The following is a 16610-nucleotide window of genomic DNA, read 5'->3' as shown; positions in this document are numbered from 1 at the left end:
GCGTTGACGTACTTCTCGCGGGTATCCAGGCCCTGTTCTGCAGCGACCGTGCGGAGCGGTTTTCCGTCGTATGGCACGTTCTGGTCCCACATGTCGCCGCGGAGCTTGCGCAGTTCACTGATGCCGGTTTCCGCATCGTTGGTCAGGTTGAACTTCGTCTCAAGCGCGATGACCTGGTCGGCCGGCTGGTTGAGTTCCACGCCGGTAACGGGGGCCGGGTCGGCGGAAGCTGCGGGGGCGAGGACGAGTGCTGTGGCTGCCGCGGTCGCTGCGGCGTATAAACGGATGCGCATAACCCGAGGGTAGCGCGTACCACGCCATAAAGAGCACTGGCACGGCAATGTAAAGGAACTGCGGGGCGCCAGGCCAGAGCACCACCGAAGCGTACGGGGCCATCAGCACCATGAGCGCCACCGAGCCGTAGCGTTCGAAGACGAACACGCCAAACGGCACGATCCATACCCAGTGGTGGTACCAGGAAAACGGACTAACCAGGCACGCGGTCAGGCCGATGAAGGAGACGGCGAGGGGTGCGGGGGCTCGTCGACAAGCAAGAAGCGCAAGGATGGTCACGGCGGCACACAGCGTGAGCCACAGCAGCGTCGAATCCATCCCGGCGCGGGCCAGCACTTGGCGTATGGACTGCGCCCCCGGATTCTCGTCCACCCCAATCCGTTGCGTGCTGAAGATCGCGCGCGTCCAAAAGTTCGGCGCGTCCACCACATTCATCCCGCTCGCCGCAGTGCACACGAACGTGAACGCGGCAACGAATGTTGCTCCCCACCTGCGCTGATAGATCAACAACACGATGAAAAACGCGGGCGTGAGCTTGATCCCCGCAGCCAGGCCCGTCCCGATGCCCGGCAGCCTGTTCTTCGGCAGGAAATCCAGGCACACCAGCCCCATGAGCAGCAGGTTCACCTGCCCGAAGTACAGCGTGCCCTGCACCGGCTCCGTGCACAGCACGAAAAAGGCCACCAGCGGCACCACGTTCTTCTTGCTTATCGACGACCCCCACACCACCCCGGCCAACACCACCACACTGGCCAACTTCCAGGCGACGCCGAACCACTCCTCGGTTGGCAGCCACGAAAACACCACGCCCGCAAACGGCGGATACGTGAACGGCAAGCCCGGCAACAGGTCGTGCGCATAGAGCGGCAGGTGGTCCTTCACCTGCTGCCCGCCCAGCACGTAGACGTGGAGATCACTTGGGTAGGCGGTGGAAAACGCAGTCTCCAACGGCGTAGTGATGTAACGATCAACCGCTACTGCAAGAACAATGAGCAGGAGAATCACAAGTCGAGCCCGTCCAGGATCGCATCCATGGCGTCAGCGACGTCGGTGCGCCACAGCGTGCCCACCTTTGTATCCGCACGCCCCGGCCCGCCGTTGATCACGGCGGTAGGTTTGCCCTGCTTCTTCGCATCCAGAATGAACTTGTAGCCGCTCATCACCGCAAGCGACGTGCCAATCGCAACCACCCCCGTCGACTCCGCCAGCCACTGATCCGCCTGTGTTCGCGTGGCCTTAGGCACGTTCTCACCGAAATACACCACGCTAGGCTTCAGGCGCTCCGAACCACAGTTCGGGCACGTGATCATGCGGAAGCGCTCCACGTCCTCTTGGCGCAGTTCCACGTCGCCGTCCGGGTTGATCATCGTCCCGACCACCTCGACAGAATTGAAGTAGTTGGGGTTGGCGGCGGTGAGGAGGTCGTCGATAAGCGATCGCTCATGCAACACATTGCAGTCCAGGCACACCACATGCTCCATATCGCCATGCAACGCAATCACGTTTCGCGAGCCCGCCTGTGTGTGCAGTCCATCGACGTTTTGCGTGACAATGCCACGAATCAGGCCGGCCTGCTCGAGCTCCGCAAGCGCAAAATGCGTCCGGTTTGGCCGCGCCGCCCGCATGAACTGCATACCGACGAACGCACGCGCCCAATACCGACGCACCTGACGCGGCGAATGCGCGAACTCCTGAAACGTCATCGGACGGCCCTTGGTCAAACGGCCGGTTTCGGAGCGATAGTCGGGAATGCCCGAATCCGTCGACACACCCGCGCCCGTGATGACCAGCGTTTTTGGGTTCCTTAACTGTTCTATGACGCGTTGCTGCGCGTTCGGGGTCGGCGTTGCCGTTTCCTTGACCACCCGCTCAATCGAACGCACAGCGGACCGATGCGCCATCGCAATCGCAGGGTCGTCGAAGAAAGTTTCCATCGCCAGGCAGTGTACAAACCACCTAGGATTTCCCGCATGGGGGAATGGAAAACCGAAATCAGAACCAACCTTGTCGACGTCCGGGGGCAGACATATCTCAGCAGCGACCTACTTCGCCTATCCACGTCACACGCGCTGGCGCGCCGCTCGTACGACGCCTTGAAGATCCACCAGCAGCACTGGGCCCGGGCCTACTGCGCGGGCCTTGCCGTCCACGCCGCCGTGATCACCGGTCGCGCCTCCGCGTACCTCAACGACATGTGGGTCGTGAACACGCCGCTAGACCAGGTCGCGCTGGTGTTGCCGTCGGTGCCGCGGCGCTCAACATGGCCCGCCGGCGTACGCTACGTGCAACGCACACTCCCCGCCTCCCGGATCCGCCGCGGGGAAGCCATGTCCACTACGTCACCATTGCAAACCTTTCTGGACATTGCCCGCCTCGACGGCTTCACCCACGCACTCGTCGCCGCAGACTGGCTCGTCCAACGCGGTGGCTTCACACCGGCCCAGCTGCAGCACCTCGTCGAAACTGAGCCGCGCTTCCCAGGCAAACCCGCCGCCCGCCTGGCCGCGCAGCACGCGTCGACCCTGTCCGAATCCGCACCCGAGGCCTACGCGCGCGCTTTGCTCATCGAAGCCGGCATCACCGACGTCCGCGCCAACGTCACACTCACCCGGTGGAGGTACCGCGTTGACCTGCTGATTAACGGGTGGTTGGGAGTTGAGATCGATGGGCGCGTGAAGTACGACGACACCACCTTCGGCCCTGCGAGCAAGGCACTTCTCGACGAGAAAACGCGCGCCGACCGCCTCGGCAACGCCGGCCATCCCCTGCTCCGGTACGCGCCGCGCTACCTGGAGGAGCACCCCGAGGAGTTCGTCGGGGCGGTGCGGGCGCGCCTCGAACTTGGCCGTTAGGTGTGCGGGGTTTGTTCATATGCAGGGCTCGATATGCGTAAGTGCAGGTCAGCGCGTTTTCAGAAATTTCGGCCAATTTTCCGCAAAACGCCGTGACCAGGGGTTACGCATATCGAGCCCTGCATATGAAGCCGCGAAGGGCCTACCGGAACGGGACCTCACCGATCGTGCGGCGCAGCTTCCGGGTGCGCAGGCGTTCGGGGCGCCGGGCAAGCTTCTCCATCGCACGCACGGCACACATGACGTGGGCTTCCTTCGAGTTGGAGTAGAACGCCTGGGCGCCGGCGGGCAGTTTCGGCACAGCGTGCAACGGCAGGTCGGATACGGCCAGCAGGGTGCCGTAGGGGACGCGGTAGCGGTAGCCGTTGGCGGCGATGGTGCAGGACTCCATGTCTACGGCTGCGGCGGTGGATCCCCGGAGCCATTCCCACAGGTCCTGCGGGTCTTTCCACTCCCAGTTCCGGTCGCCGGTGGACAGGACGGTGCCGGTGCGCATCAACGACGTGTCGTCGCCGTACACCTTGGTCACGGCCTTTTCCAGGGTGCGTTGCACTTCGGGGACGGCGGGGATGGGCAGTTCGCGGCGCAGGTAGTCGTCGAGAACGTGGTCGTGGCGTTCGTAGGCGTTGCCGAGGATGAGGTCGCCGATGCGCATGCGGGCGTCCAGGCCGGCGCAGTGGCCGATCATGATCCACGCTTCCGGACGCAGAACGGCCAGCGAGTCGGTGATGGTTTTGGCGTTGGAGGGGCCGACGCCGATGTTGATCATGGTGATGCCGTCGCCGTTTTCGGTGATCAGGTCGTAGCGCGGCATCTGGAACTTCGACCCCAGCTCCAGGTCTTCGAGCGCGACGGTGTCGGAAACTGTTTCGCCGGAGGGGAGGACGAGGCGGGTGTAGCGCGAGTCGGGGTCGGAAAGTTCACGCAGGCCGAAGCGCACGAATTCGGTGACGTGCATGGCGTAGTTGGTGAACAGGATGTAGCGCTGCAGGGTGTCCACGTCGATGCCGGTGTAGTGCTCGAGTCGCGCGATGGCGAGGTCGAAGCGTTGCGGGCCGAAGTGGAACAGGGGTTTTTCCGGACCGTGGAAGGCGTCCCAGTGGCCGTCGACAATGGCGTCGTGGACGTCGTCGAGGGCGGGTCGGGGCAGGTTGCGTGTTTCGTCGATAGGCGGTGTGCCCTTGATGTAGGCGGGCGGGATGACGATATCGGAGTACTCCACACGCATGGAGCACGGATAGTTCGAGGTCAGCGCCTCGAGTTGGGCGGTGAGGTAGTCCTCGAGCAGGTCGGGGCGGGAGAGGACGGCGGAGTAGGTGCCGGCTTTGTCGACGTAGCCGAAGGTTTTGGAGCGGTCGATGGGGCGCCATTCGAGCACGTCAACGGTCAGTTTGGGGTAGCGCACTTCCCCGTAGCGTTCGAAGTCCCCGGCGCGTGCGATGTCGCACGACGTGTTGTACAGGGCTTTTAGCTTTTCGACGACCTCACGTACCTGGTTCATACCCCGCCAGGCTACTCACGAATGAGCACGCGGCGCACGGCTTCGGCGCGGCGACCAAACTCCTCTGCGGGAACGCCTTCGCGGATGCACTGCTCAATGAGTTGCTGCATGCCTGCGATGTAGAACCGGGCCATATCGTCGACAAGCTTCATGTCCGCGTTTTCCCAACGGGCGGCGCGGGGCAGGAGTTGTTCGCGCATGGTGGGCAGCATGACCTCGTAGACCTGGTTATCCAGGAGGCTGTGGATCGGCGAGTCGATGATGCGCGTGGCGGCGGTGTAGTGACCAGCGGTCGCCTGTGCCAGTGCAGTGACCGACGCTTCAAAGTTCTTGTCAATGCTGAATCGTTCCGCGAAACTGCCGTAGGCCGCCAAGACCCACTGCGCTGCGGTGGCGAGTACGAGGGCGTCGCGGTCCTCAAAGTGCTGGTAAAACACTTGACGGCTCACGCCTGCTTCTTTCACGATTTGCGAGACGTTGAGCTCAGCGACTTCGTAGTCGTTGAGGAGGCGCATGGTGGCGTCGATTAGCGCCTTGCGAGTGCGCAGCGCGCGCGGGTCTTGGCTGTCCGAGCGGCGGCCCGGGAGGGTAGTTTCAGTCATCCCATGTCTCCAAAAGATTTCCGACATTAGTGTTATGTGGTATGAGCCTAACCGATGACACCCTGGAACTGTTACATGCCCTTATTAGAAATGGATGCGTCAACAATCTGACGGCAGATTCTGGACATGAGGAAAGAAACGCCCGCACGCTGCAGGAATTCTTCGGGGATACCCGTGTAAACGTCGAACGCTTCGAACCCCATCCGGGTCGAGTTTCCGTAGCGTTTTCCATCGAAGGCACCGACCCCAACGCTGAGCCACTCACCCTTTTGGGCCACACCGATGTCGTGCCCGTCGACGAGGATAAATGGACAGTTGACCCGTTCGGGGGTGAGATCAAAAACGGCCGCATGTACGGGCGCGGCGCCACCGACATGCTCTACATCACTGCAGCGATGGCGGCGGCTGTGCGCGACGTTGCCCTCTCCGGCACGCAACCCAAAGGCACCCTGACCTTCGTGGGATGCGCCGACGAGGAGGCCCGCGGTGGCCTCGGCGCGGCGTGGCTTTCGGAGAACGCGTCGTTCCCTTGGGCGAACTGCCTGTCCGAGGAGGGCGGCTCCCACCTGCCTGTGTCCGACGGCTCCGACGCGCTCGTGATCGTCGTCGGCGAGAAGGGCGCCGCACAGCGCCGCTTGACCGTGCATGGCGACGCCGGCCACGGCTCCGCACCCTTCGGCCGCGACATGGCGGTCACCAAGATCGGCGAGGTCGCCCGCCGCATCGCCGCCATCACGCCCGAAGTGCGTAGCGACGACATCTGGGAGGGCTACGTCCGCGCCTGGAAATTCGACCCCGACACCGAAGCGGCCCTGCTGCGCGGCGAAGGCTACGAAGCGTTCGGCCAGTTGCAGAGCTACTCCCACGCCATGAGCCACCTCACCATCTCCCCCACCGTGCTGCGTGCCGGCGAGGCGATCAACGTGTTGCCGTCCGTCGCCTGGATGGAGCTCGACATCCGGCCCTTGCCTGGCCAAACGCAAGAAGAGATCGACGATCTGCTGCGGGAAGCGCTCGGCGACCTCGCCGACGAGGTGGAGATCACCCACCTCATCACCGAACCCGGCACCGTCTCCCCCACCTCGGGCCCGCTTTACGACGCCATCGTGGACACCTTCCACGAATTCTTCCCCGACGTCCCCGTCGTCCCGACGATCGCGGCGGGTGGATCCGACCTGCGCTTTGCTCGTCGTAAAGGTGGTGTCGGCTACGGATTCGCCCTCCACGGGCGCGGCGAAACGCTGGGGTCTGTTCTAGGTGAGCTCCACAGCCACGACGAATCCGTCTCCCTCGAAGACGTCGACCTCACGGTCCGGGCGTACCGTTCCCTGATCCGCCGCTTCGTCGGGGCATAGTTCCGCTATTTCGGTTCATATGCAGGGCTCGATATGCGTAACCGCTGGTCACCGCGTTTTCCGAATTTCGGCCACAATTTCTCGAAAACCCTCCTACCTGGACTTACGCATATCGAGCCCTGCATATGAAGGTTTCACGCCCTTCCAAGGCCCGCACCACCTGTCACATCTGCCCCATCCGTGACATACTGTCCCGCATGAAGTTTCGTACTCTCGCTATGACCGCTGCGCTGGCCGGCACGATCGCCGCCGCGCCGACCGCCCAGGCTGACGCCATCGACGACACCCTGGCGAAGCTGCCCGCGGGTCCGATCTCCTGCGACCAGGCCTCCCGCTACTGGACCAATGACGCCGACTACCAGCAGAAAGTCCGCCAGGCGCGCACGATCGCGATGTTCGACCGTCGCGGCCCGCAGATCCTGGATGCGCTTTCGCGTGTCGACGAAGCCGCCAACCGCTGCGGCCTCAAAGGCACCACCGGCGGCAACAACACCAACTCCAACAACGCCAACAACGCTGCGCCGAAGCAAAACGCGCCCGCGCAGCAGCCAGCACCTGCCCAGCAACCAGCCCCGCAGCCAAAGCAGCAGCCGAAGATTCAGCCGCAGTTCCCGGAGCGCATCAACCTCACCCCAGCTGGTATGCCGTCGGTGGATGTGCCGGTCGCGGGCGTGACCACGCTGCAGTTGCCGGACCTGCTGAAGTTGCTGCAGGACGCGTTGGCGCAAATCCTGGCTTACTTCAACATCCAGCTGTAAAGCTCGTTGCCGTCGGCGTTGATTCGCACGCCGGGCGTGGGGTCAAGCCACAGGTCGGTTTGCAGTGAGTGTTCGCCGTCGGTGCAGGTAAACGAGATCGTTTCGTTGGTCTTGTCCAGCACCTCAACGCGAGCCCGCGTGAGCCATGCGTTGCGGCGACGCACCCCAATCAGCTTCTGATACTCCGTAAAAATCCAGCCGCCCAGGGGTGAGAGTTCCGCCGGTGTGGCTGGCAGGGCGGGCCGGACGGCGTCGTCGGCAGACCAGCCCTCCCCGCGGGTGCCGGTGAAGCCTTGCTCGTCGCCGTAGTAGATCGATGGCATACCAGGCACGGTCATCAGGATCGCGGCGGCGAGGACGAGTTTGTTGGTTCCAACCGTGGAGGCGATCCGGTCAACGTCGTGGTTGCCAATGAACGTGTTGGTCAAAAGGTCTGCGGGGTGGCGTTCGAGGGCGTGGGCGAGTTCCCAAAAGTTGGCGTCGGCAAGCGATGACCAGGTGGCTTTCCACAGTTCATACTGGGTGACTGCGTCGAGCGTGCCGGACGCGGCGATCTTTGCGTAGTCGCCGTGGATGACTTCCCCGAGAAACATTGCGTCGGGGAACTCTTCGCGAACCCGGGCGAGCACGTCGCGCCAGAATTCGGGCGGGACGGCGTAGGCGACGTCGAGGCGCCACCCCGCGATGCCGCGTCGCAGCCAGTGGCACATGATATCGACGACCGCGTCTCGAATTGCCGGCTCATCGTGGTGGAGGGTGGCCAGTTCGTTGTGTCCCTCCCACTCCGTATCGCCGGCGAGGCCCTGCTCGACCCAGGGGTGGGTGCGGGCCACGTGGTTGAACACCCCGTCGAGCATGAGGTTGATGCCGCGGGAGGAGCATTCGCGGATAAGCCAGTCGATGTCGGTGTCGTCGCCAAGCCGTGCGTCAATGCGCATGTGGTCGAGGGTGTCGTAGCCGTGGGTGACCGACTCGAAGATGGGACCGAGCAGCAGGCCATTGCAGCCGAGTTCGACCAGGTAGTCCAGCCACGGCTCGAGGCCGCGCAGGCGGTGTGCGGCGTCTTTAGTGTCGCGGATCGGCGCGCCGAGCGCGGCGAGCGGGTAGACGTGCCACCAGATTGTGCGATCCAACATGTGCCCGAGCCTACGCACCGAGCAGCGCCAGCGGTACGACCGCGATTCCGTCGGGGCGGCGGTAGGCGCGGTTGCCGGTGGTGAGGATCACCGCGTCCACAACATCGTCCGGGAGTTTCTCGCGCAACCAAAGTAGGTGCTTGACGTCGTCGTCACCCACGTTGGCAGCCAGTTTGACCTCCAATGCCACGATCGCACCGTCTTGGTCCTGCGCAATGAGGTCGACCTCTCGATCCCCTTTGACCGTGCGGAAGTGACCGACGGTACCGAAGGATGCTTGCGCCGCTACCCGCACGGTGAGGGTGGCGAGCGACTCGAACAGTGGTCCGAGCAGATAGTTGAACCGCCCCGTGAGTTTCGCAGCTGGAATCTCCAGCAGACGCAGGACAAACGCTGGGTCCGCAAGCTGGTGTTTCGGTGCTTTCGCGAGGCCAGCGAACGGGGAGCGTCGCATGTCCCAAGCTGGCACGGGGTCCAGCATCCACAACTCGGCGAGTTTTTCTCTGTACACCATCGTCGTGGATTTGGCGGGTTTGTTGGTTTGTCCGGGCGTGGCTGCGTCGAGAATCTCCTGGTAGCTCGTCGTCGTGGAGCTGGCTGCTGCGTACGCCGCTAGCCAGTTCATCAACGCTGTTGGGTTGCGCGCGGTGTAGCCCTGCTCAGGGAGGTCGCGATCCACCACACGGGTGAGGTAGGAGTCCAGCTGCTGGTTGCGGAGTACCGGTGGCGCTTCATAGAACCCCGGGAAGCCGCCGGACGCTATCGCGTCAATGTAGTCTTTCAGGGTTTTGTCGGTCTCGCCTGCGATGGTTGCGTCACCTTGAAAAAGTTCGCGCATGCTTATCGACGACTCCCAGCCACGCCGTTCAAACAACGCCAACGGTCTCATCCGCATTGACAAGATGCGCCCTGCTCCGCTGTGAGTATCAGTCCCGGCTACGGGAGTTGCTGAGCCGGTCAGGAGAAAACGCCCGGCAGGAGCACCATTATCCACCGCCCGCCTGACGTAATCCCAGGACTCGGGGTGGCGCTGCCATTCATCGATCAAGATCGTGCCATCAGGGCTTGCGGTGAACGCCGGATCGGAGGCGAGAACTCCGGCACCCTCATCCGTGTCGAGCTTGAGCACCGTCGACGCTCGCCGGCGCGCAGTTTCGGTTTTGCCGACACCTTTCGGCCCCTCAACCGCAATAGCAGACGCATACGGAAGGAGCTGGTCAAGTTGTGTGTCTACAGCCCGTTGCAGGTATCCCATAGATATGAACCATACCAATTTTCCGTCTTGAATCGGTCGTTTTTTCCGTCATGAATCGGTCGAATTTTCCTCCCTGCGCCCGATGAGCGGCTGCAGACCCTTGGCAATGCGTTCCTTCCATGCGGAGGCGATTTCTTCGTAGCCGCTGTCGTGGGGGCGCATGCCGCGGTGGGTGAAGTTGACCTTGGTTTTGCCGGACTCGTCCTCTTCGATGTCGAAGATAAGCGACGTGTCGTCCCACTCGTGGTCTTCCTTGGGGTTGTCGGTTGGTTCGACGTCCCAGACGATGCGCTTGCCGTCGTCGGCTTCCTTGACGGAGAAGCCGACGTAGCGGTCATCGTCGGAGTAGTGGAACTCGGAGCCTTGTTCGGCGGCGTCGCCTTCGACGCGTTCGTCCCACCAGGTTTTGGGTTTGGTGATCGCTTGGTAGACCTCTTCGCGCGTGGCGGGGACGGAGAAGGAGGCGGTGAAGTCGCGGATGGCTTGGGCTGTGGTGCCGTCGGCAAACTCGTAGTCCGACAGCGTGTGGTCCGGGTCGTAGATGGAGATGTTGTAGCCCTCGTCCCGGTACTGCATGAGGCCGTCTTTGATCAGGTCGCGGCCGGCCTTGTTAAATGCGGTCACGCCAGAGACGTCAAGGATGAGGTTTGTGCTGGTCAGGCGGCGCTGGGAAAGACCACGGAGGATCTTCTCGGCAGAGGTGAACGTGATCATGCCTTGTAGTTCGACGATTTCGGCGTCATCGCGGCGTTCGATCCGGCGGATGCCCGGCGCGAAGTAGAAGTTCGACGACAGCAGGTTCAGGCCCATGGAGCTGGACAGTTCCTGGAAGATTTTTACTCCGCGCACGGAGTTGCCCTGTTTATCCAGGCGCGGGCTTAGCGACGCAATACCTAACTGGCCCGGCAACGTCCCGATCAAGCCACCGGCCACGCCTGACTTCGCGGGGATGCCGACGTTGACCATCCAGCGCCCGGAGGCGTCGTACATGCCGGCGGAGACCATCACGGCTTGGGCGAGCCGGGCCGCTTCCGCCGATACGATGCGTTCCCCGGTGACGGGTTGGACGCCGGCGTTGGCAAGGGTTGCCGCCATGACGGCGAGGTCCTTGACGGTGGCCAGGATGGCGCACTGGGCGATGTAGGAGGCGACGGCGTCGTGGGCGTCGTCGCTAATGGTTCCGGCTTCACGCAGCATGTGGGCGAACGCCTTGTTGCGGTCGGCGGTGGCCTTTTCGGATTCGAATACCTGCTGGTCGATGCGCAGTTCGCGGCCGGCGAGGCGGGAGAAGTAGGCGCGGAGTTTCTCGCTGCGCTGCTCCACGGGGATGTCGGGGCCACCGATGAGTTGGTTGACGGTGATGGCACCGGCGTTGATAAGGGGGTTGGCGGGCCGGCCTTCGCTATCAAGCGAAAGTGCGTTGAAGGCCTCGCCGGAGGGCTCGACGCCGACGTGGGTGTGGACCTCGTCGGGCCCGTACATGTCCAGCGCGAGCGCATAGACGAACGGTTTGGAGATGGACTGGATGGAAAACTCGTAGTCGCAGTCCCCGACCGCGTAAAGCTGTCCGTCTGCGGTGCACAACGCAAGGCCAAGCTTGTCGGGGTCGGCGTGTTTGAGCACATCGATGTAGTCGGCGCGGTGGCCGGAGTCGTGGTCACGCACCGATTCGACGATGTCGTGCAGGTATTCAGTCACAGGCGAACGCATGCCGCAAGTGTAGGACCTGCGGAGGATACTAAGGCCGCTTGGTCAGACGGGCCCCGCACTCCCCTGGCCGGTCGTGGGGGCGCAACTGCACCTTGAAGCCGTCGAGGCTTTCCTCCAAGAACCCTTCGTGCAGCGCACAGATGACCGGGGCAGGGCGCTTGCCACTCTCCGTGATGAAGGGACAGGCGTTGAGGCCGAGTTCCCGCACTTTCCGCGTTGTGGCGTCGGGGCGGTGCAGCGGATCGAAGCCCATCTCCCGCAGCATCTCGGCGGCCTGTCGCTCCGCACAGTCCAGGTCTGTTGCGGTACCGCTTTCAGGGCGGGCGTTGATCCGGTTGGCCCATTCGCGGCCGATGGCCCTAGCGGTGGTGACGGTGGCGTCGTCAGGCAGTTTGCTCGCAAGCACCTCCACCAGTGCCACAATTGCGCGCGACGCACTGCTCGTGCGTGCAACCCGAGCGGTGTACACGTGCGACGGGCGGCCCCTGCCAGATCCGGTAGCGACGTGGCGGCTGACCACGCCTGCGCTCATCAGTTCGTCGAGGTGGCCGCGCACTGTGTTGGGGTGCATGCCAAGCGCCTCGCCGATCTCGGCGACTTGGACTCCCTCAGGGTGGCGCTGCACCTCGTGGAACACGTCGACCTGTTTCGCGGTCAGCCGGTGAACGGCTGCGATCAGCTCACCAGATGGTCGCGGTGCATGTCTGCGTTCCATGCGCATTCTCCTGGACGTGTTACGGGCATTCCTGAAATTATATGCCTTACTGAGTTGTATCCCAATTTGATTTTCACGGGTCGTACAATGAGTTCTACGCAAACTCACTACTAAGGAGCCGTCCGTGGCGCGCAACACCCACATCGCAGCTTGGTCCGTGGTCGCGGCACTCATAGCTGGGACTGCATCCGCAGCAACACTCCTGGCGCCTGCCCAAGGCGAGCTTCCAACTGGCGACGACGTCGTCCACGTTGATGTGGACATCGAAGGCATGCGGTTTATCCCCGACCGTGTCGAGGTTCCACGTGGCACCAAACTCGTGGTCAACCTGACAAACTCCGGCGACAAAGAACACGACCTGAAAGTTGGCGAGGGATACTCGGGCCGACTCAGCCCCGGCGAGAGCGCGAGCGCCTATTACGGCGAGTTCAACGTTGACACGCTCGGGTGGTGCACCATCGCCGGGCACAAAACAATGGGGATGCTCTTTAGGGTCGACGTGACGCCTTAATCAACGCCACCTGCGCCTTCACGGCCCGTGCGAGCAGCGGAATGAACGCCACGAGCACGCCAAATACGACGAAGGACAGCACAATCCGCGCGTAGGAATTGTTCACCGCCAGCCATGCCAACAGCGCCACATTGAACAGGCCGACGCGCACGTAGGCAGCCCGGTTGAGTTCACGGAGCCCGGCCTTCACCGCTGCCGGCCCACCGCCCATCATGGTTGGCATGAGGTAGCTCATCGCGCCGATGAGCAGTTGTGCTGCAAACCCGAGCAGCAGCGGCAACGTTGGAATGTCGGCAGATCCGCCGAACAGGCGCACTGCGTACCAGGTCAGCCCGCCAATCAGCCACGCAACCGCGAACAGGGCCGATAGCGCTGGGTAGGTGATGCGACCTCGGGGATCGCGAAGCACCGTCAGCGCGTTAACCACAAAGCCCTGGTAGAGCCACGCCCAGCCCGCAACGATCACCATGGTGCCGATGCCGGTAACCACGGACATCCGCAGCAGCGCACCCGCGACCGCCACGGTGACGCCAGCGCCAGCGAGCACCAGTGCCACACCGACCCTCCCCACGGCGCGCGTGCGCCACATCGCGGGAAACAGCACGCTCAGCGCGCCCATGGCTGCAAAGCCGACGAAGCCGCCAACGTTGATGAACATGTGCGCCTGGCGCACCGCACCGTGCCACTGACCAGGCAGTCCGGCCGACAGCGCCGCGCCGAACAGCGCACCGACCGGCAGACAGCACGCCGAGGCCACGAAGCCGTACACACTCGCATTGCTTCGTTGCGACGCCCTCACCTGCCCCGCCAACACCACCGCATGCCACGCCACCACAATGCCGACGACCAGCGCGCCGACCCAGGTCAGCCAGTACCAGAGCGCCACCTGACCAACGAGCGTGGCAACGACGCCGGCGTTGAGCAGATAGGTGCGGGTGAGTTGGGCGGGGCGGGTGGCGTCGTCAAGCTTGCGCCCCAGGAAGCGCTCAGTGAGCGTCTGCGACCACAACAGGATCGAGTTTGTCAGAATGCCCAGCGTAAAAATGTGGATGAGCAGCCACGATCCCTCAGGGATGAACGGGTGGACAAGCCCCACGATGATGAACACGCCCATCCAAATGCTCACCGGCTTGGAGGCTTTGCGGTGCCACGCCCGCGGATTCATATCAGGCATTGACCGACCCCGACTTCGGGTTGTCGCGGAAGCACCACCACGTGGCCGCCGCGAACACAACCGCAGATACGGCCAGCACGAACAGCACATTCTCGTACGACTCGGTGTACGTCGCGCCACCATCCAGACCCCGCTGGAGCAGCGAACCGGTCAGCGCGACGGTGGTCAGGGTGCCGAACTCGTAGGAGACCTCCTCCACACCCGCCGCCATGCCGGAACGGTTCATCGGAGCCGCGCCAATGATCGCAATCGACGACACACTCATCACCGAGCCCACCGCAAAGCCCAACACCGCAAGCGACACAACCTCGAACAGCACGCTATGCGACGACGCGCCCACCACCAGCAGACCAGCCCCTACCACCGATAACGCGAAACCACCAGCGATCAACGGCATGAAGCCAACCTTGTGCAAAAACGCACCACCGAGCGTCGACGCGGGAATGGCGGCCACGGCCATGGCGACGACGGTGGTGCCGGCCTTCAGGGGCGTAAATTCGTCGACAAGCTGCAGCTTCTGCGTCGTCATCAATTCCGCGCCCGCCATGATGAACATGCCACCCGCCGCGGCAACAACGCCGCCGGTGAACATGCGGGACCGGAAGATGTCGAAGGTGAGCAGCGGGTCATCGAGGCGCGCCTGACGCCGCACAAACAGCCACGAGCCCAACACGCACGCCACGATCGAGCCGACCAGCAGCGCGACGCTTTGGGTGTTCGCAGCCTGCTTGATCGCCATCGTCAGGCCCGACAGCGCAACCAGCGAATACAGCGAAGATATGACGTCCCACGCCTTGTTCGGATTCGGCAGATTCGGCGGAGCAAGCCACATCGTGAGCGCAAGCGCCAACAGCACAATCGGGACGTTGATGAGGAACACCGAACCGACCCAGAAGAACTCCAGGAGCAGACCACCAACCACCGGGCCCAGCGCACCACCAACAACGGCAACCGCGCCCCAAATACCGATGGCCAGGTTGCGCTCGCGCTCGTCGGAAAACGTCAGACGGATCAACGCCAACGTCGCCGGCATCATCACCGCCGCGCCCACGCCAAGCATCGCGCGTGCCGCGATCATCTCAGCCGTGCCCGGCGCGAACGCCGCCCCCAGCGACGCCACACCGAAAATCACCAAACCGATCAGGAACATCTTGCGGTGGCCCACCCGGTCCCCCAGCGTGCCTGTGCCAAGCAGAAGGCCCGCAAGTGCGAGCGGGTAGGCGTTAATGATCCACAGGCCCTCGCTGGGACCTGCGCCGAGACTACGTTCAAGCGCGGGCAACGCCGTGTACAAAATTGAATTATCCAGCCCGATCATGAGCAGGCCGAGTGATACAACAGCAAAGAAGCCCCAGCGCTGCGCGGGTGTGCTGGTGGATTCCATGCGGGAATACTACCGCGGGGTTCTTTTTCACCTTGTCGCAGGATCTACGCCAGGTAGGCCGCACCTTGCTGCATAAGTCGCTCTAAGTACAAATAGCGCTGCTTAGTCACCCAACCACTGCCTTTACCGGACGCAGTATTTTCAATTTCACTTGGCAAAGTCCGATGCGCTCCAAGTGGTTGCGTTTCGTCCTTTGAGGTCAACACAAACGCTTGATACCGACCTTCAACCCCACTGCCATCACACCATCCATTTTGAGATAGCTCTTCAATGGCTTGCGCGATTTTCCGCAGTTCAGGCCTGTTGCGGTCTTTTGCCTCTTTCCTTAAGAGCCGCGCCTCGTTCAAATTCCAGGTGATATTGTCCTGCCGATACTTGACCGCAGGAATCTCAGTTTGAATCTTTCTGTCAACATAAAACGCAAGATGACGCACAGGACGAAACGTTCGTCCTGATTTACAGACATACACAGACGTCTTTTTATAAAGCTCCCATTCCTTCTTTCCAGGAACTAACAAAGTATCTGCTGGTTCGGTCGGGCGCCGGTTGTACAGGGACTCAACGCGGTCTACTGCCTTAAGAAAATGCTCGAACGCAGGATCAACATAGTTCGCCACCGCAAATATTCGATCGCATTCAAACGGGACATCGGTATCAAGAATCGAATCGTGGTGAGCCACGCGATTACGAAAGTTCCTAATCCCTTCCACTGCGGCGCCAACTTCGCTACGACTTCGGGCATAAGGGAACGCGCGTTGCAAACAGAGGCGCCAGAGCTCGTCGTTGCCTTTTCCGAGCATTCGAGTCCAAAATCCGAAATGCAAGTTCGCGGTTATCTGCTCCCGCGAATCTCGGTGGTGGGGACTTAATCCCTCCCTTGTGTCTTCAACCCTTTCCCGGACTCCTTCTCCAATTAAAGGATTTCGAGAGAATATCCACGGCACTGAGCCAGCATCGTGTTCGAAATGCTCCCTGAGAGCCTTATCGATGACGTTTCTCAGCCCAACTTCAAAATGGGCAAGTAACTCCAGACCTGCAGAGGCAACCTCCCCAGCCCAAAGATAAAGCTCTCTGGCTTTCTGCACATCGTTGTTTGCTTCCTGCAGATACGGCGCAAAGCGCGAGTCACTGACGAGCTTTGAGAAGAAAAACTCGGAACCAGGACCTTCAACCCCATCTAAGGACCCCAAAGTGTCAACCCCCTTGACCTTTTATGAATGTGCGCACAAATCCAGCACCTATGCTTGGACGTAGCGCCCTTTAAGTGTAATCTCTTTCTCGTACGCCCCGGTGTCGCCTCTGCTCAAGCAAGCGCCCGGGGCTTAAAATTTCCGGGTTAAGCGACAAAATGTGTGTCCGGAAT

Annotated in this window: 15 protein-coding genes; 4 read left to right on the top strand and 11 right to left on the bottom strand. The window is 62.3% G+C overall.

Annotation, left to right across the window (positions count from 1 at the left end):
• Positions 1 to 159: 159 nt before the first annotated feature.
• Positions 160 to 1299, bottom strand: coding sequence for a glycosyltransferase 87 family protein (locus HMPREF3171_RS10900; protein ID WP_070484937.1), 1140 nt, complete (start codon positions 1297 to 1299; stop codon positions 160 to 162).
• Positions 1296 to 2228, bottom strand: coding sequence for a Sir2 family NAD-dependent protein deacetylase (locus tag HMPREF3171_RS10895; RefSeq protein ID WP_070484936.1), 933 nt, complete (start codon positions 2226 to 2228; stop codon positions 1296 to 1298). Before HMPREF3171_RS10895 ends, HMPREF3171_RS10900 begins: the two co-directional genes overlap by 4 nt.
• Positions 2229 to 2264: 36 nt before the next feature.
• On the opposite strand from HMPREF3171_RS10895, the gene HMPREF3171_RS10890 reads away from it, so the two are divergent.
• Entirely contained in the window at positions 2265 to 3146 is an 882-nt protein-coding gene (locus tag HMPREF3171_RS10890; RefSeq protein WP_070484935.1) for a hypothetical protein, read from the top strand.
• 142 nt (positions 3147 to 3288) lie between these two features.
• Here HMPREF3171_RS10890 and amn read toward each other — a convergent pair whose 3' ends face one another.
• Positions 3289 to 4647, bottom strand: coding sequence for an AMP nucleosidase (gene amn / locus HMPREF3171_RS10885; RefSeq protein ID WP_070484934.1), 1359 nt, complete (start codon positions 4645 to 4647; stop codon positions 3289 to 3291).
• Positions 4648 to 4658: 11 nt separating this feature from the next.
• Positions 4659 to 5249: a TetR/AcrR family transcriptional regulator gene (locus HMPREF3171_RS10880; RefSeq protein ID WP_070421969.1), complete on the bottom strand. Its 591-nt coding sequence runs from the start codon at positions 5247 to 5249 to the stop codon at positions 4659 to 4661.
• 41 nt (positions 5250 to 5290) lie between these two features.
• On the opposite strand from HMPREF3171_RS10880, the gene HMPREF3171_RS10875 reads away from it, so the two are divergent.
• A complete protein-coding gene (locus tag HMPREF3171_RS10875) occupies positions 5291 to 6604 on the top strand; it encodes a M20/M25/M40 family metallo-hydrolase (RefSeq protein WP_070484933.1) in 1314 nt (437 codons plus the stop codon).
• Between the two features lie 197 nt (positions 6605 to 6801).
• Entirely contained in the window at positions 6802 to 7362 is a 561-nt protein-coding gene (locus HMPREF3171_RS10870; RefSeq protein ID WP_070484969.1) for a hypothetical protein, read from the top strand.
• Here the strand turns inward: HMPREF3171_RS10870 and HMPREF3171_RS10865 are convergent.
• The 4 genes from HMPREF3171_RS10865 to HMPREF3171_RS10850 are packed head-to-tail and all read right to left on the bottom strand — an operon-like array spanning position 7341 to position 12178.
• On the bottom strand, positions 7341 to 8498 hold the full coding sequence (locus HMPREF3171_RS10865) for an alpha-amylase family protein (protein WP_070484970.1): 1158 nt from the start codon (positions 8496 to 8498) through the stop codon (positions 7341 to 7343). The two genes, HMPREF3171_RS10870 and HMPREF3171_RS10865, sit on opposite strands and share 22 nt — an antisense overlap.
• A gap of 10 nt (positions 8499 to 8508) precedes the next feature.
• Positions 8509 to 9753, bottom strand: a complete 1245-nt coding sequence (locus HMPREF3171_RS10860; RefSeq protein WP_070452029.1) for an ATP-binding protein — start codon at positions 9751 to 9753, stop codon at positions 8509 to 8511.
• Positions 9754 to 9801: 48 nt separating this feature from the next.
• Complete coding sequence (locus HMPREF3171_RS10855) at positions 9802 to 11463, bottom strand: glutaminase (RefSeq protein ID WP_070484932.1); 1662 nt, start codon at positions 11461 to 11463, stop codon at positions 9802 to 9804.
• A 28-nt stretch (positions 11464 to 11491) separates the two neighbouring features.
• Complete coding sequence (locus tag HMPREF3171_RS10850) at positions 11492 to 12178, bottom strand: helix-turn-helix transcriptional regulator (RefSeq protein ID WP_070484931.1); 687 nt, start codon at positions 12176 to 12178, stop codon at positions 11492 to 11494.
• Between the two features lie 124 nt (positions 12179 to 12302).
• Between HMPREF3171_RS10850 and HMPREF3171_RS12130 the strand changes: the two genes are divergently transcribed.
• A complete protein-coding gene (locus tag HMPREF3171_RS12130; RefSeq protein ID WP_070484930.1) occupies positions 12303 to 12689 on the top strand; it encodes a cupredoxin domain-containing protein in 387 nt (128 codons plus the stop codon).
• On the opposite strand, the gene HMPREF3171_RS10840 is transcribed toward HMPREF3171_RS12130, so the two are convergent.
• The 3 genes from HMPREF3171_RS10840 to HMPREF3171_RS10830 are packed head-to-tail and all read right to left on the bottom strand — an operon-like array spanning position 12667 to position 16437.
• Positions 12667 to 13863, bottom strand: a complete 1197-nt coding sequence (locus tag HMPREF3171_RS10840; RefSeq protein WP_070484929.1) for a hypothetical protein — start codon at positions 13861 to 13863, stop codon at positions 12667 to 12669. The two genes, HMPREF3171_RS12130 and HMPREF3171_RS10840, sit on opposite strands and share 23 nt — an antisense overlap.
• Positions 13856 to 15247, bottom strand: coding sequence for an MFS transporter (locus tag HMPREF3171_RS10835; RefSeq protein WP_070484928.1), 1392 nt, complete (start codon positions 15245 to 15247; stop codon positions 13856 to 13858). The genes HMPREF3171_RS10840 and HMPREF3171_RS10835 overlap by 8 nt, the downstream gene beginning before the upstream one ends.
• Positions 15248 to 15291: 44 nt before the next feature.
• Positions 15292 to 16437 carry a hypothetical protein gene (locus HMPREF3171_RS10830; RefSeq protein ID WP_083292082.1) on the bottom strand — a complete coding sequence of 382 codons (1146 nt, stop codon included), beginning with the start codon at positions 16435 to 16437 and terminating at the stop codon, positions 15292 to 15294.
• Between the last annotated feature and the right edge of the window lie 173 nt (positions 16438 to 16610).

It is taken from the genome of Corynebacterium sp. HMSC08F01, assembly GCF_001807545.1.
Classification (GTDB): Bacteria; Actinomycetota; Actinomycetes; order Mycobacteriales; family Mycobacteriaceae; genus Corynebacterium; species Corynebacterium coyleae.
The sequence above is the reverse complement of the archived record's forward strand: the minus strand, read 5'-3'. Positions and strand labels throughout refer to the sequence as shown.

Coding starts and splice junctions, on each gene's coding strand:
- HMPREF3171_RS10880 (WP_070421969.1), bottom strand. CDS start 5,249: ATGACTGAAACTACCCTCCCGGGCCGCCGCTCGGACAGCCAAGACCCG.
- amn (WP_070484934.1), bottom strand. CDS start 4,647: ATGAACCAGGTACGTGAGGTCGTCGAAAAGCTAAAAGCCCTGTACAAC.
- HMPREF3171_RS10835 (WP_070484928.1), bottom strand. CDS start 15,247: ATGGAATCCACCAGCACACCCGCGCAGCGCTGGGGCTTCTTTGCTGTT.
- HMPREF3171_RS10850 (WP_070484931.1), bottom strand. CDS start 12,178: ATGGAACGCAGACATGCACCGCGACCATCTGGTGAGCTGATCGCAGCC.
- HMPREF3171_RS10895 (WP_070484936.1), bottom strand. CDS start 2,228: ATGGAAACTTTCTTCGACGACCCTGCGATTGCGATGGCGCATCGGTCC.
- HMPREF3171_RS10875 (WP_070484933.1), top strand. CDS start 5,291: ATGAGCCTAACCGATGACACCCTGGAACTGTTACATGCCCTTATTAGA.
- HMPREF3171_RS10855 (WP_070484932.1), bottom strand. CDS start 11,463: ATGCGTTCGCCTGTGACTGAATACCTGCACGACATCGTCGAATCGGTG.
- HMPREF3171_RS10870 (WP_070484969.1), top strand. CDS start 6,802: ATGAAGTTTCGTACTCTCGCTATGACCGCTGCGCTGGCCGGCACGATC.
- HMPREF3171_RS10890 (WP_070484935.1), top strand. CDS start 2,265: ATGGGGGAATGGAAAACCGAAATCAGAACCAACCTTGTCGACGTCCGG.
- HMPREF3171_RS10840 (WP_070484929.1), bottom strand. CDS start 13,863: ATGCCTGATATGAATCCGCGGGCGTGGCACCGCAAAGCCTCCAAGCCG.
- HMPREF3171_RS10860 (WP_070452029.1), bottom strand. CDS start 9,753: ATGGGATACCTGCAACGGGCTGTAGACACACAACTTGACCAGCTCCTT.
- HMPREF3171_RS10865 (WP_070484970.1), bottom strand. CDS start 8,498: ATGTTGGATCGCACAATCTGGTGGCACGTCTACCCGCTCGCCGCGCTC.